The organism is Inquilinus sp. 2KB_23, from assembly GCF_052115705.1.
In the GTDB taxonomy this organism is placed as follows: domain Bacteria; phylum Pseudomonadota; class Alphaproteobacteria; order DSM-16000; family Inquilinaceae; genus Inquilinus; species Inquilinus ginsengisoli_A.
Genome location: NZ_JBFRHF010000028.1, coordinates 39,070 through 52,673, shown reverse-complemented (window position 1 = coordinate 52,673; position 13,604 = coordinate 39,070). Strand labels below are relative to the sequence as shown.

General features: G+C 71.5%; 11 protein-coding genes. 9 read left to right on the top strand and 2 right to left on the bottom strand.

What is annotated here, in order from left to right:
* Positions 1–257: 257 nt before the first annotated feature.
* From AB4112_RS28845 to AB4112_RS28825, 5 genes are read left to right on the top strand one after another with little or no spacing between them, the layout of a single operon-like run.
* Entirely contained in the window at positions 258–1,616 is a 1,359-nt protein-coding gene (locus tag AB4112_RS28845; RefSeq protein WP_441724538.1) for an LLM class flavin-dependent oxidoreductase, read from the top strand.
* 44 nt (positions 1,617–1,660) lie between these two features.
* On the top strand, positions 1,661–3,304 hold the full coding sequence (locus AB4112_RS28840) for an ABC transporter substrate-binding protein (protein ID WP_441724536.1): 1,644 nt from the start codon (positions 1,661–1,663) through the stop codon (positions 3,302–3,304).
* 34 nt (positions 3,305–3,338) lie between these two features.
* Positions 3,339–4,295 carry an ABC transporter permease gene (locus tag AB4112_RS28835; RefSeq protein ID WP_309794633.1) on the top strand — a complete coding sequence of 319 codons (957 nt, stop codon included), beginning with the start codon at positions 3,339–3,341 and terminating at the stop codon, positions 4,293–4,295.
* Positions 4,292–5,149 (top strand): ABC transporter permease, encoded by an 858-nt coding sequence (locus AB4112_RS28830; RefSeq protein ID WP_441724534.1) that lies wholly within the window; start codon positions 4,292–4,294, stop codon positions 5,147–5,149. The genes AB4112_RS28835 and AB4112_RS28830 overlap by 4 nt, the downstream gene beginning before the upstream one ends.
* Complete coding sequence (locus AB4112_RS28825; protein ID WP_441724532.1) at positions 5,146–7,200, top strand: dipeptide ABC transporter ATP-binding protein; 2,055 nt, start codon at positions 5,146–5,148, stop codon at positions 7,198–7,200. The genes AB4112_RS28830 and AB4112_RS28825 overlap by 4 nt, the downstream gene beginning before the upstream one ends.
* A gap of 38 nt (positions 7,201–7,238) precedes the next feature.
* On the opposite strand, the gene AB4112_RS28820 is transcribed toward AB4112_RS28825, so the two are convergent.
* Positions 7,239–8,186 carry an aldo/keto reductase gene (locus AB4112_RS28820; RefSeq protein ID WP_441724530.1) on the bottom strand — a complete coding sequence of 316 codons (948 nt, stop codon included), beginning with the start codon at positions 8,184–8,186 and terminating at the stop codon, positions 7,239–7,241.
* 147 nt (positions 8,187–8,333) lie between these two features.
* On the opposite strand from AB4112_RS28820, the gene AB4112_RS28815 reads away from it, so the two are divergent.
* The 3 genes from AB4112_RS28815 to AB4112_RS28805 all read left to right on the top strand — a co-directional run bounded on the left by AB4112_RS28815 (position 8,334) and on the right by AB4112_RS28805 (position 11,178).
* Positions 8,334–9,200, top strand: a complete 867-nt coding sequence (locus tag AB4112_RS28815; protein WP_441724528.1) for a helix-turn-helix domain-containing protein — start codon at positions 8,334–8,336, stop codon at positions 9,198–9,200.
* 77 nt (positions 9,201–9,277) lie between these two features.
* Complete coding sequence (locus tag AB4112_RS28810) at positions 9,278–9,685, top strand: VOC family protein (protein ID WP_309794640.1); 408 nt, start codon at positions 9,278–9,280, stop codon at positions 9,683–9,685.
* Between the two features lie 131 nt (positions 9,686–9,816).
* Positions 9,817–11,178, top strand: coding sequence for an APC family permease (locus AB4112_RS28805; RefSeq protein ID WP_441724526.1), 1,362 nt, complete (start codon positions 9,817–9,819; stop codon positions 11,176–11,178).
* Positions 11,179–11,185: 7 nt separating this feature from the next.
* Here AB4112_RS28805 and AB4112_RS28800 read toward each other — a convergent pair whose 3' ends face one another.
* Positions 11,186–11,959: a helix-turn-helix transcriptional regulator gene (locus AB4112_RS28800; protein ID WP_441724524.1), complete on the bottom strand. Its 774-nt coding sequence runs from the start codon at positions 11,957–11,959 to the stop codon at positions 11,186–11,188.
* Between the two features lie 98 nt (positions 11,960–12,057).
* On the opposite strand from AB4112_RS28800, the gene AB4112_RS28795 reads away from it, so the two are divergent.
* Positions 12,058–13,485 (top strand): amidase, encoded by a 1,428-nt coding sequence (locus AB4112_RS28795; RefSeq protein ID WP_441724522.1) that lies wholly within the window; start codon positions 12,058–12,060, stop codon positions 13,483–13,485.
* Positions 13,486–13,604 lie beyond the last annotated feature (119 nt).

Genomic DNA, 13,604 nt, shown 5'->3' with positions numbered 1-13,604 from the left:
CAGCTGTAAACGGCGGTGGCCGCTTTTGGATCCCGAGGATAGCGGCCTGGCTGCAGCCCGCGGCGATCAGCCATCGCCGAGACGCTCAGTTGCCTTTCCCGGATCATATTTACTATTTAAAAAAGTATATTGTAAATATTTTCCACTTGATTCTCATATAAATTGGATAATCTACTGTCGCCAACGGGCCGCTCGAAGCGGGCCTCGTGGCTGCCGGTGGAACCATGCCGGCCATCCAGATCGTCGAGGAGTGCGCCATGCGCCGCAGGCATATGATTCTGAGCGCGTTTTTCTTCAATCCGCAGGGCGACCACCGGATGTCCTGGCGCCATCCCCGCGCGCCCGGCCGCGAGGTCTTCGGCCTCGACTATTACCGCAAACTGGCCGAGGCGGCGGAGCGGGCGAAGCTGGACACGCTGTTCATCGCCGACCATGTCGCGATCTGGGATTCGGTCGAAAGCGGCGTCGCCCACTACGCCAATGCGCGGCTGGAGCCGCTGACCCTGCTGTCGGCGCTGTCCGCCGTCACCAGGCATATCGGGCTGATCGCCACCGCGTCGTCCTCCTACAGCGAGCCGTACAACCTGGCCCGCACCTTCGCCTCGCTCGATCATCTCAGCGGCGGGCGCGCCGCCTGGAACGTCGTGACCTCGGCGATGGACGAGGAGGCGCTGAATTTCGGGCGGGACGGCAACATCGAGCACGCCCATCGCTACGACCGGGCCGCCGAATACCTCGATGCCGTCACCGCGCTGTGGGATTCCTGGGAGGACGAGGCGGTGCTGCTCGACCGGGAATCGGGCTACTTCGCCGACCCCGGGAAGGTGCATCGCATCGACCATGCCGGGCCGCACTTCAAGGTGCGCGGCCCCCTGAACGTGCCGCGGCCGCCGCAGGGCCACCCGCTGATCGTCCAGGCCGGATCGTCAGAGGCAGGCAAGGACCTGGCCGCCGCCTATGCCGACGTCCATTTCGCCATCATCCGCAGCATCGACGAGGGCCTGCGCTACCGCGCCGACATCAACGCCCGGCTGGCGAAGCACGGCCGTGCTCCGGAAAGCTTCAAGATCCTGCCCGGCATCCTGCCCATCGTCGCCGGTTCGGCCGATGAGGCGAAGGAGCGGCAGGAATTCCTGGAGACGCTGCTGCCGGAGCGGGTCGGCATCGACCTGCTGTCGAGTTGGGCCGGCATCGACCTCTCGGCCTATCCGCCGGACGGGCCGCTGCCGGAGCTGCCGGACGAGAGCACCTTCAATGGCGGACGCACCTCGCTGAACCGGGTGCGCGGCTTGGCCAACCAGAACCTGTCGATCCGCCAGATCGCCCGCAAGCTGGCCAACAGCGGTTCGATGCCCACCGTGGCCGGCACCGCCAAGGAGGTGGCCGACCAGCTGGAGGCATGGTTCGTGGCCGGCGCGGTCGACGGCTACAACCTGATGTTCCCGCTGCTGCCCGATGACTGGGTGAACTTCACCGAGACCGTGGTGCCGGAGCTGCAGCGCCGCGGCGTGTTCCGCCAGGAATACGAGCCCGGCACCCTGCGCGACCGCCTGGGCCTGTCCCGGCCGCCCAACCGCTTCGCCGTCGCCCGCGACACCCACCGCGCCGCGTCCTGAGCGTTCCCCGACACCGCTGCGTTTCCCCATCAAGAGAGACAGCCATGATCACGCGTCGCCGGAATCTCGACATCCTCCGCCGCCAGTCCGGCGCGCTGTGGAATGCCGCGGTGGATGAATTCGCCGCCGGCGCACTCGGCCGCCGCGACCTGATGCGCTACGCCGCCCTGCTGGGCCTGGCGGGAACCGCGACCGGCCTGCTGGCGCCGGGCGCACGGGCCCAGGCGCAGGCCGGCAAGCCCGGCGGCATCGTCCGCGTCGGCCTGCTGACGCCAACCGGCGCGATCGACCCGGTGACCATCGGCGACCCGCCCAGCATCGGCCTGCTGACCCAGGTCGGCGAATACCTGATCGTCGACGATCCCGACCTGACGCTGCGCCCCGGCCTGGCCGAAAGCTGGAAGAGCGACCCCGCCGCGAAGCTGTGGACCGTCACCATCCGCCAGGGCGTCAAGTTCCATGACGGGCGGGGCCTGAGCGCCCGCGACGTGGTCGCGACCTTCGAACGCCTGACCGACCCGGCCAACGGCTCCGCCTCGCTGTCGATCCTCGCCGGCATCCTGTCCAAGGGCGGCACAAGGCAGGTCGACGACCACACGGTGGAATTCCATCTCGACGCGCCGAACGGCAACTTCCCCTACCTGATCTCGTCCGACACCTACAACGCGATCATCCTGCCGGCGGACTATGCCGGCGACTTCGAGAAGAATTTCGTCGGCACCGGGCCGTTCCGGCTGGAGCAGTACAGCCCCAAGGTCGGCGCCAGCTTCGTCCGCAATCCTGACTACTGGGGCCCGCCGGCCCTGCCCGACCGCGTGGAATTCACCTTCTTCGCCGACGAGCCGTCGCAGGTGCTGGCGATCCAGGCCGGCCAGGTCGACATCATCAACTACTCGCCCCAGGGCGGCCAGGCGCTGCTGAACGACCCCGCCTTCCGGATCCTGCGGATCGGATCGAGCGCCCACACCCAGGTCCATCTCGGCACCGACCAGGGACCGTTCCAGGACAAGCGCATCCGCCAGGCCCTGGCGCTGAGCCTGAACCGCGAGGGGCTGGTGAAGGGCCTGCTGCAGGGCCAGGGCACGGTCGGCAACGACAGCCCGTTCTCGCCGCTATTCCCGTCGACCGACCCGGCCGTGCCGCAGCGCAAGCAGGACATCGCCAAGGCCAAGGAGCTGCTGGCCGCGGCGGGCGTGCCGGACGGCTTCGCGGTCACGCTGACCACCGAGAAATACGACGAGATCCCGGACTATGCGGTGCTGATCCAGAACGCGGCGCGGCAGATCGGCATCGCCATCGACCTGAAGATCGAGGACCAGGCCGCCTATTACGGCAAGGCCACCTTCGGCCAGTCCGACTGGCTCGACTCCGTGCTCGGCATCACCGATTACGGCCATCGCGGCATCCCGAACGCGGTGCTGAACGCGTCATTCCGCAGCACCGGCAGCTGGAACGCGGCGCATTTCAAGAACCCGGACTACGATCGGCTGCTCGCCGACTACACCTCGGCGATCGACCTGCCGGCGCAGCGCGCCGCCGCGGGCAAGCTGCAGGCCTTCCTGCTGGAGGAGACGCCGGTGATCATCTCCTACTTCTCCGACTCGCTGAAGGTCACCAGCGCGGCGCTGAGCGGCGTCCGCTACACCGCGATCTCGCAGCTCTACTTCGACCAGGCGTCCTTCGCGTGACGGCAGGCGCCCGCCCGATGCCGGGGAGGACGGCGTGAGGATCGCCCGCTTCGTGCTGGTGCGGCTGGCGCTGCTGCTGGTCACGCTGTGGATCCTCAGCGTGCTGGTCTTCGCCGGCGGCCAGCTGCTGCCGGGCGACATCGGGCGGGCGATCCTGGGTCCCTTCGCGGATGCCAGGGCCGTGGCGGCGCTGAACCACCAGATCGGCGCCGACCAGCCGGTGCTGGCGCAATATGCCGGCTGGATCGGCGGGGTGGTCCAGGGCGACCTCGGCCGGTCCTTCGCCTATCGCGCCCCGGTGGCGCCCTTCATCGGCACGGCGCTGGCGAATTCGCTGAAGCTGGCGGCGGTGGCGATCCTGCTGGTGGTGCCGATCAGCATCGCCGGCGGGGTCGTCGCGGCGCTTTATGCCGGGCGACCGCTCGACCGGATCATCAGCCTCTTGGGGCTGTCGACCTCGGTGATCCCGGAATTCGTCTCCTCCCTGCTGCTGATCCTGGTCTTCGGGCTGTGGCTGCGCTGGCTGCCGATCTCGGCGACCTGGCCGCCGGGCGCCGGCATCGGCGTCCAGATCCAGCACCTGATCCTGCCGGCCCTGCCGCTGGTGCTGGTGCTGTTCGGCTACATCGCCCGGATGGCGCGGGCCGGAACCGTCGAGGCGCTGGCCGCCGACTACACCCGGACCGCGGTGCTGAAGGGCCTGCCGCCCGCCGTGGTGCTGTGGCGCCACGTGCTGCGCAACGCGCTGCTGCCGACCGTCACGGTGATCTTCACCCAGACCGGATATCTGATCGGCGGGCTGGTCGTGGTCGAGACCCTGTTCCGCTATCAGGGCATCGGCGGGCTGATCTACGCCGCCGCCAAGGCCAAGGACTTCCCGATGCTGGAGGCCGGCATCCTGGTGGTCGGCGCCGCCTATGCCCTGACCGGGCTGGTCGGCGACGTCGTGGCCACCGCCCTCAACCCCCGCCTGCGCGGAGCCACCGCATGACCGCGCAGCTGGACGCCGGGACGCGCCGATCGGTCTCCCCCAGGACGGGATCCTTCGCCCTGTCCGGCACCTTCATCGCCGGCCTGGTGATCGTCGGGTTCTGGATCGCCTGCGCCGTGGCCGGCGCCCATCTGGTGCCGTTCGACCCCTATGCCGACGACCTGATGAACGCGCTGGGCCCGCCTTCGGCCGAGCATTGGTTCGGCACCGACCGGCTGGGCCGCGACGTGTTCTCGCGCGTCGTGGTCGGCGCCCGCGACATCCTCGCCATCGCCCCGCTGGCGACGCTGCTGGGCGCGGCGCTGGGCACCCTGCTGGGCCTGGTCACCGGCTATTTCCGCGGGCTGGTCGACGGCACCATCAGCCGCTTCATCGACGCCCTGCTGGCCCTGCCGACGGTGATCGTGGCGCTGATGGCGCTGGTGGCCCTGGGGGCGTCGAACGCCACCGTGGTGGTGGTGATCGGCCTGCTCTACGCCCCGCTGATCGCCCGCACCGTCCGCGCCGCCGTGCGCGCCGAGCGGGAGAAGGAATACGTCGCCGCGGCGCAGCTGGGCGGCGAAGGCGCGCTCCACATCATGCTGGCCGAGATCCTGCCCAACGTGCTGCCGCCGATCGTCGTCGAGGTCACGATGCGCCTGGGCTACGCCATCTTCTCGGTCGCCACCCTCAGCTTCCTCGGCTTCGGCATCCAGCCGCCCTCGGCCGATTGGGGCCTGTCGATCGCCGAGAACTACGCGCTGATCGGCGGCGGCTACTGGTGGACCGTGCTGTTCGACGCGCTGGCGACGATCTCGCTGGTGATCGGGGTCAACCTGGTCGCCGACGGCATCGAACGGGCCTTCGCCCGATGAGCGGCCCCGACGCCCTGACCGTCGATGCGCTCGACGTCGCCTACCGGGTCCGCGGCCGGGACCGCGCCGTGCTGCGCGGCGTCAGCTTCGCCATCGCCCCGGGCGAGGCCTATGGGCTGGTCGGCGAATCCGGCTGCGGCAAGACCACGGCCGCGCTGGCGGCGATGCGCTACCTGCCGGCGAACGGGCGGGTGCGCGGCGGGCGGGTGCTGGTCGACGGCCAGGACATCGCCGGGCTGGGCAGCCGCGACCTGCGCCGGCTGCGCGCCGGGCCGGTGTCGATGGTCTACCAGGATCCCGGCCACGCCCTGAACCCGGCGCTGCGCATCGGCCGCCAGATCGCCGAGGCCTTCGAGGTCGCGGGCACCCCGCGCCGCCAGTCGGCCGAGCAGGCACGGGCAATGCTGGAGCGGGTGCAGATCGCCGATCCCGGCCGGGTGATGGAGCTGTATCCACACCAGCTGTCCGGCGGGATGCAGCAGCGGGTGGTGATCGCCATGGCGCTGGCCGGCGACCCGTCGCTGCTGATCCTGGATGAACCCACCACCGGCCTGGACGCCACGGTCGAGGCCGAGATGCTGGAGCTGATCGGCCGGCTGCGGCGGGAGTTCCGGACGGCGCTGCTGTTCATCAGCCACAACCTGCCGCTGGTCGGGCGGATCTGCGACCGCATCGGCGTGCTGTATGCCGGCACCCTGGTCGAGGAAGGCCCGACCCGGGAGATCTTCGCCCAGCCGCGCCACCCCTACACCGCCGGCCTGCTGCGCTGCCTGCCGGCGCCGGGGCGGCACAAGGCGCGCCACCGACTGGACGTCATCCCCGGGGCGCTGCCAGCGCCGGGTGCCGAGAGCATCGGCTGCGTCTTCGCCGAGCGCTGCGCCCTGGCGGAGTCGCGCTGCCATCGCGAGGCCCCGGCCCTGCAGGCGCTGCCCGGCCGCCGCAGCAGCCGCTGCCACCTGCACGAGCGCACGCCCGAGCTGTTCCTGGCGCCCCCGCCGGCGCCGCCGATGCCGGTCAAGACGCCGGCCGCAGCCCCGGTGCTCACGGTCCGGAGCCTGTCCAAGACCTATGGCGTCGATGGGCAGGCCGTGAAGGCCCTTAACGACGCATCCTTCGACCTGTGGCCGGGCGAGACGCTGGGTCTGGTCGGCGAATCCGGCAGCGGCAAGTCGACCCTGGCGCATCTGCTGCTGGGGCTGTCGGCGCCGGATCCGGGCGGCCGGATCGAGCTGGACGGCACCGCCCTGCACGGCCGCGCCACACGGCGCAGCCGGGCCCAGGTCAAGGCGCTGCAGATCGTGTTCCAGAATCCGGGCGCGTCGCTGAACCCGGCGCGCAGCGTCGGCCGGGTGCTCGGCCGGGCGCTGCGCCGCCTCGCCGGGCTGCGCGCGGCCGGCCCGCGCCGCGACCGGCTGCGGGACCTGGCCGAGGCCGTCAGGCTGGGTCCGGACCATCTCGCCACCCGGCCGCGCCGGCTGTCGGGCGGGCTGAAGCAGCGGGCCGCCATCGCCCGCGCCTTTGCCGGCGAGCCGCGGATCGTGGTCTGCGACGAGCCGACCTCGGCGCTCGACGTCTCGGTGCAGGCCGCCATCCTCAACCTGCTGGCCGACCTGCAGGCCGAACGCGGCGTCAGCTACATCTTCATCTCCCACGACCTCGCGGTGGTGCGCTACCTCGCCGACCGCATCGGCGTGCTGTACCGGGGCCGCCTGGTCGAGATCGGCCCGGCCGACCGCATCTGGTCCGGCCCGCACCACCCCTACACCGCGGCGCTGCTGTCCGCCCTGCCCGCCCTCGATGGCGGGATGCCGGCGCGGATCCGGCCGGAGGGCGATGACGCAGGCGGCGCGGCGCCGGCGGCCGGCTGCGCCTTCCAATCCCGCTGCCCGCACAAGCTGGGCGCCATCTGCGAGCAGCAGGAGCCGCCGCTGGTCGAGGCCGCGCCGGGCCACGGCATCCGCTGCCACATCGCGATCGGGCAGCTGGAGCGGATCGCCCGCGGCGAGACGATCGAAGACGGTAAACGCCCGGCACGGCGCCTGGCCTCGTGAGAGACAGCCGAAGGCCGCCCCCGGGGCAGCCCTGACGGTCAGCGGGCCTCGGCGACCAGCCCTTCCGCCGCCAGATCGGCCCAGAACGCCTCCGGGATCGGCAGCTGCAGCAGCACCAGGTTGTGGTCGACCTCGGCCGCCGCCTGGTGGCCGACCACGACGCTGGCCACGGCCGGGTGGCGCAGCGGGAACTGCAGCGCGGCGGCCGGCAGCGGCACGTCGTGGCGCCGGCACACCGCCTCGATCCGGCGCGTCGCCTCCAGCACCTCGGGCGGCGCCGGCTTGTAGAAGTAGCGCGCGCCCTCGATCGCGCCGGTCGCCAGGATGCCGGTGTTGAACGGCGCCGCCAGCAGCACCGCGATGCCGCGCGCCGCGCAGTCGTCCAGGAACGGCACGGCGTCCTGCTTCAGCAGGGTGTGGCCGCCGGCCAGCATCATGCAGTCGAAGTCGCCGGCCGCCGCGAAGCGCTGGCAGACCTGCCAGCTCTTGACCGCGACGCCGACGGCGCGGATCACGCCCTGGCTGCGCAGCTCGGCCAGGGCCGGATAGGCGCCTGCCATCGCCTCGGCGAAGCGGTCCTCATAGGCGTCGCCATGCTGGTCGGGGTCGACGTCGTGGATCGAGACGATGTCCAGCCGGTCGCGCTTCAGCTTGGCCAGGCTGCGCTCGATCGAGCGCAGGAAGCCGTCGCGGGTGTAGTCGAACCGGTTCTCGCCATCCTCGACATAGCGGCCGGCCTTGGTCGCGACCACATGCTCGGCGCGCGGCCGATGCTCCAGCGCCGTGCCGAAGCGCTGCTCGCTGACCCCGGCGGCATAGAGTGCTGCGGTGTCGAAGAAGCGCAGGCCCCGCGCCCAGCAATGGTCGACCACCTCGGCCACCCCGGCGTCGCCCATCGAGCTGAACAGGCTGCCGCCGCCGATCCCCAGCCGCGAGACGGTCACGCCGGTGCGGCCGATCGGCCGGCGCTCAATCGGATTGGTCATCGCTGCTCCCCGGGGGTTGCCCGCTCCCTGTCCCATCGCTTTCGTCCGGCATTTGCAGCGCGACCGGCTGCCCCGGTCAAGCCGCATCGGCATCTTTCCCGCGACAATCCCCGGATGTCGCGGCACACTCCCGGCCGGGGAGCCGCCATGGGACACCACCCGCCGCGCAGCCGCCGGCTGAGCCACCACTCCGACCTCGGCCGCTGGGAGTTCGCGTTCCGCGAGCCCGACCCGCGGCTGCGCCCCTACGTCCAGTCCTATGCCGGCTTCGACGAGAGCGGCATCCGGTTCCACCGCCGGCGCGAGCTCGCCATCGCCCATGTCGCGGTGATCTTCAACACCGGCCCGGCCTTCCGCATCAGCGACCCGCGCGAGAGCCGGGCGCCGGAGACCTATGCCCACGGCTTCATCGGCGGGCTCTACGACAGCTATGTCGTCACCGAAGGCAGCGGCGCGTCGCGCGGGGTGCAGGTCTATTTCACCCCGGTCGGCGCCCATCTGTTCCTCGGCTTGCCGCTGCACCAGATCGCCCAGCAGGTGATCCATTACGGCGACCTCGGGCCCGAGGCGCGGCGGCTGGAGCAGCGCCTGGGCGAGCTGGAGGACTGGGACGACTGCTTCGACCTGCTCGACGCGGTGATCGCCGCCCGCATCGCCGATGCCCGGCCGCCCTGGGCCGGCGTCGCCTGGGCCTGGGACCGGCTGTGCGCCAGCCACGGCGGCGTCGACATCGGGTCGCTGAGCGCCGAGCTGGGCTGCAGCCGCAAGCACCTGATCGCCCAGTTCCGCGAGCAGGCCGGGCTGCCGCCCAAGAGCATCGCCCGCATCCTGCGCTTCCAGCATGCGGTGGGGCTGCTGCAATCGACCGACGCCATGCCCTGGGCCGAGCTGGCGGCGGAGTGCGGCTACTACGACCAGTCGCACCTGATCCGCGATTTCAACCAGTTCGCCGGCAGCCCGCCCTCCGACTTCCTGCGCCGCCGGCTGCCCGAGGGCGGCGGCATGCGCGATTAGCCGGTAACATCCGTCCAAGACCCGCCCGCCCGGCGCCCCTACCCTGCCCGCACCCCATGCTTCGACCGGAGGTTGCGATGCCCGACCCGACCATCATCCCCTGCCTGTTCTACCGCGACGCGCCGGCCGCCATCGCCTGGCTGCAGCGCGCCTTCGGCTTCCACGCCCTGTCGGTGACGCCCGGCCCGGACGACACCATCCTGCACGCCGAGCTGGCGATCGGGCCGGCCGTGATCATGCTGAACAGCGCCAGGCCGGAGATGGGCTGGGTCAGCCCCCGCGACCTGACGGGGTTGAACCAGAGCGTCTACATCGCCCTCGACGACGTCGACGCCCACCACGCCCGCGCCGTCGCCGCCGGGGCCGAGATCACCCACGCCCTCGCCGACAAGCCCTATGGCGGCCGCGGCTACAGCGCCCTCGACCCGGAAGGCCATTTCTGGAGCTTCGGCGGCTACCGGCCCGACCTGACCGCCACGGCCTGATCCTCCCTCCCCCTTCTCCCCCCTTGGGGTGATGGCGCGAGCGGGCGGCGGCTTTCCATAGTTCGGCATCGCACATCACAGGGCCTGCCGACCGTCGCCACAAGACGGCGGCGGCCCCAGGGAGGTTGATGATGACGGACAAGCCCCTCGGGCTCACGCGGACGCTGCGGCTGCCTTCGGTCGTGCTGTTCGGCCTGGCCTACATGACGCCGATGATCGTGTTCGGCACCTTCGGCATCCTGGCGGAGAAGACCGGCGGCGCGGTGCCCACCGCCTATGTGCTGGCGCTGGTGGCGGTGCTGCTGACCGCCTATTCCTACGGCCGCATGGCCGCCGCCTATCCGGTCGCGGGATCGGCCTACACCTACACCCGCCGCGCCTTCGGCGGCCATCTCGGCTTCCTGGTCGGCTGGGCCATCCTGCTGGACTACTTCTTCCTGCCGATGGCGATCTGGCTGATCGGCGCGGCCTACCTGTCCGCCGCCTTCCCCAGCGTGCCGCAATGGGTCTGGATCCTGGCCTTCATCGCCGCCACCAGCGCCATCAACATCATCGGCATTAAGCTGGCCAATGGCGTCAACATCGTGCTGATGCTGGTGCAGTTCGCGGTGCTGGCCGCCTTCGTCGCGCTGTGCATCCACCACCTGACTGCGGGGCCGGGGCTGCGGCCGCTGTTCTCGCTCGACCCCTTCGCCGGCACCGGCGGCACCCTGCCCGCCTACCTCGCCGGCGCCGCCATCGCCGCCTATTCCTTCCTCGGCTTCGACGCGGTGACCACGCTGACGGAGGAGACGGTGGAGCCGGCGCGCACCATCCCCAGGGCGATCATGCTGATCGCGCTGATCGGCGGCGGCATCTTCATCGGCGCCGCGGTCGTGACCCAGGCCGCCTTTCCCGGCGGCAGCTTCGCCAATGTCGACAGCGCTGCCTTCGACATCGCCACCGTGATCGGCGGCGATGTGTTCGTCATGCTGTTCCTGGCCGGGCTGATCGTGGCGCAGTTCGCGTCCGGCCTGTCGGCCCAGGCCAGTGTCGGCCGGCTGCTGCTGGCGATGGGCCGCGACGACGTGCTGCCCCGGGCCGCCTTCGGCTATGTCCACCCGATCCTGCGCACGCCGGTGTTCAACATCGCCCTGGCCGGGGTGGTGGCGCTGGCGGCGCTGAAGCTGGACGTCACCACCTCGACCTCCTTCATCAACTTCGGGGCCTTCGTCGCCTTCGTCTTCGTCAACCTGTCGGTGATCCGGCTGCTGTGGCTGCGGTCGTCCGACCGCGGCCTCGGCGCCACCGTGAAGACGCTGGTCGTCCCGGCGCTGGGCGCGGTCGCCAACCTGTGGCTGCTGGTCAGCCTGGACGAGCACGCCAAGGTGCTGGGGCTGATCTGGCTGGCGGTCGGCATCGTCTACCTCGCCTACCTCACCCGGATGTTCAGCCGCCAGCCGCCGGAGACGGAGTTCCGCGAGGTCGAGGATGCCCCGGCCGCCCGGCGCTGAGGGGCGGTCAGCGCTCGGCCAGGAAGGCGGTGAAGCGGGCGAACAGCTCGGCCTGCGAGGAGATGCCGAGCTTGCGGTGGATGCTCTTGCGATGAGTCTTCACCGTCTCCTGGCCGAAGCCGAGCAGGGCGCAGATCGAGGGCGAGGAATGCCCCTTCAGGATCAGCCCGACCACCTCGGCCTCGCGCCGAGTCAGGCGGCCGTCGCCCAGCGCGATCAGGCGGTCGACCAGGTCGCCGGCCCCGCCCGCCCCCGCCGCCGCGCCGAACCCGGCCCAGTGCCGCTCGCCCAGGGCGCAGACCATCGGCGCGGCCTCGCGCAGGGTCTCGACCTCGGCCCGGCTGAAGCGGGCATGGCCGCGCCGCCGGGTCACCGACAGCACCCCGGTCAGCCCGCGCCCGAGGTCGAGGACGTAGCCGACCTCGTCCAGGATGCGGGTGCGGATGTAGTGGCGCTTGTAGTACTCGCTCTGGCCGAAGCGGTCGGGCGCCAGGTCGCGCATCACCAGCACCCGGTCGGGCGTGCCGCCGCGCACCGCCACGAAGAACGGGTCCAGCAGATAGGCCCCGGCGATGTAGCCATCGACGATGATGGCGGCGAGGTCGGGCGCCTGGCGGTTGTGCAGGTCGAGCGGCGGCGCGTCGCCGCGATAGGCAAAGCCGTTCAGCATGTCGAACCCCACCAGCCCGGCCAGGGCCTCGCCCAGCCGGTCGGGAAACCCGTCCGAGCCGACCGCCGCCATCGCCGCCGCCAGGCCGGCGTTCCACGCCGCGAATCCCATGGACTGCCCTTCCGTCGCCGGGGATATCTTGGCCCGGTCCGCGCCGGCCGCAAGCCATCCGCTGCCACAACCCGAACTGCCACAACCCGAGATGACCGATGCCCGATCCTGAAATCCTGAGCGTCCGCGACACCGCCGCCGGCATCGCGGCCGGCCGCACCCGGGCCGAGGATGTGATCGCGGCCACCCTGGCCCGCGCCCATGCGGCGCAGGACCGGCTGAACTGCTTCACCCTGATCCTGGACGACGAGGCCATGGCCGCCGCCCGCGCCGCCGATGCGGCGGTGGCCGCCGGGCAGCCGGTCGGCCCGCTGCACGGCGTGCCGGTGGCGGTCAAGGACCTGACCCCGACCCGCGGGCACCTGACCACGCTGGGGTCGCACAGCACCGGCGACTGGGTGCCCGACCGCTCGGCGCTGGTGGTGCGGCGGCTGGAGGCGGCGGGGGCGATCGTGATCGGCAAGACCACGACGCCGGAATTCGCCCATTCCAGCTTCACCTACAGCCCGCGCTGGGGCGTCACCCGCAACCCGTGGGACCCGGAGCGGTCGCCCGGCGGATCCTCCGGCGGGTCCGGCGCCGCGGTCGGCGCCGGGGTGGTGGCCTTCGCCGAGGGCACCGACATGGGCGGGTCGGTGCGCATTCCCGCGGCGTTCTGCGGCGTGGTCGGGTTCAAGCCCAGCCTCGGCCGGATCCCGATGACCATTCTGCCCAGCCAGTTCGACGACATCTCGCATTTCGGACCGCTGGCCCGCAGCGTCGATGACGCCATCGCCTTCATGGCCGCCACGGCGGGGCCGAGCGACGAGGACATCTCCTCGCTGACCCTGCCCTTCGACCTCGGCGCGACCCGGATCGACGGGCTGGCCGGCCGCCGCTTCGCCCTGTCGATGGATCTCGGCCACTTCGCCGTCGACCCCGCGGTCGAGGCCGCGGTCGAGGCCGCGGTCGAGGCCATGCGCCGGGCCGGCGCGGTGGTGGACCGGGTGCGCCTGCCCTGGACCCGCGAGGTCGGTGACCGCTGGTTCGACCTGTGGTGCGTGTTCATGGCGGCGTTCCACGGCGACCGCCTGGCCGGCTTCCGCGACCGCATGGACCCGGTGATCGCCCGCATTATCGATCGCGGCCTGACCCTGGGCGCCGCCGAGATCAAGCGCATCGAGATCCTGCGCAGCCGGATGTGGGCCGAGCTGGCGCCGATCCTGGCCGATCACGAGGCCCTGCTGTGCCCGACCTGCGCCGTGCCGCCGCCGCCGGTGACGCAGACAGACGACGACTTCATGGCCGACGGACCGGACGGCCGCTATCACGGGCTGGAGATGACCGCGCCGTTCAACCTTTTGTCGCCCTGCCCGGCTTTGTCGCTGCCGGCCGGGCTGACGCCGGGCGGCCTGCCGGTCGGTCTGCAGATCGTCGGCCGCCGCCACGCCGACGAGGCGGTGCTGGCCCTGGCCGGGGCGATCGAGTCGGCGCTGCTGGACGCCGGCCTGACCACAACGCTGCGCCGGGGGCCGGCGGGGCGGTAGGCCCTACGTGTGCCTCTCCCGCCCCCCTCCTCGTCATTGCGAGGAGGCGAAGCCGACGAAGCAATCCATGCCAGGCGGCGCCATGGATTGCTTCGCTGCGCTCGCAATGACGGGGTTGG

Bases quoted from the DNA above. Each gene is read 5' to 3' on its own strand.
- AB4112_RS28825 (WP_441724532.1), top strand. From the start codon at position 5,146: ATGAGCGGCCCCGACGCCCTGACCGTCGATGCGCTCGACGTCGCCTAC.
- AB4112_RS28800 (WP_441724524.1), bottom strand. From the start codon at position 11,959: ATGGGATTCGCGGCGTGGAACGCCGGCCTGGCGGCGGCGATGGCGGCG.
- AB4112_RS28810 (WP_309794640.1), top strand. From the start codon at position 9,278: ATGCCCGACCCGACCATCATCCCCTGCCTGTTCTACCGCGACGCGCCG.
- AB4112_RS28805 (WP_441724526.1), top strand. From the start codon at position 9,817: ATGACGGACAAGCCCCTCGGGCTCACGCGGACGCTGCGGCTGCCTTCG.
- AB4112_RS28815 (WP_441724528.1), top strand. From the start codon at position 8,334: ATGGGACACCACCCGCCGCGCAGCCGCCGGCTGAGCCACCACTCCGAC.
- AB4112_RS28845 (WP_441724538.1), top strand. From the start codon at position 258: ATGCGCCGCAGGCATATGATTCTGAGCGCGTTTTTCTTCAATCCGCAG.
- AB4112_RS28820 (WP_441724530.1), bottom strand. From the start codon at position 8,186: ATGACCAATCCGATTGAGCGCCGGCCGATCGGCCGCACCGGCGTGACC.
- AB4112_RS28840 (WP_441724536.1), top strand. From the start codon at position 1,661: ATGATCACGCGTCGCCGGAATCTCGACATCCTCCGCCGCCAGTCCGGC.
- AB4112_RS28795 (WP_441724522.1), top strand. From the start codon at position 12,058: ATGCCCGATCCTGAAATCCTGAGCGTCCGCGACACCGCCGCCGGCATC.
- AB4112_RS28830 (WP_441724534.1), top strand. From the start codon at position 4,292: ATGACCGCGCAGCTGGACGCCGGGACGCGCCGATCGGTCTCCCCCAGG.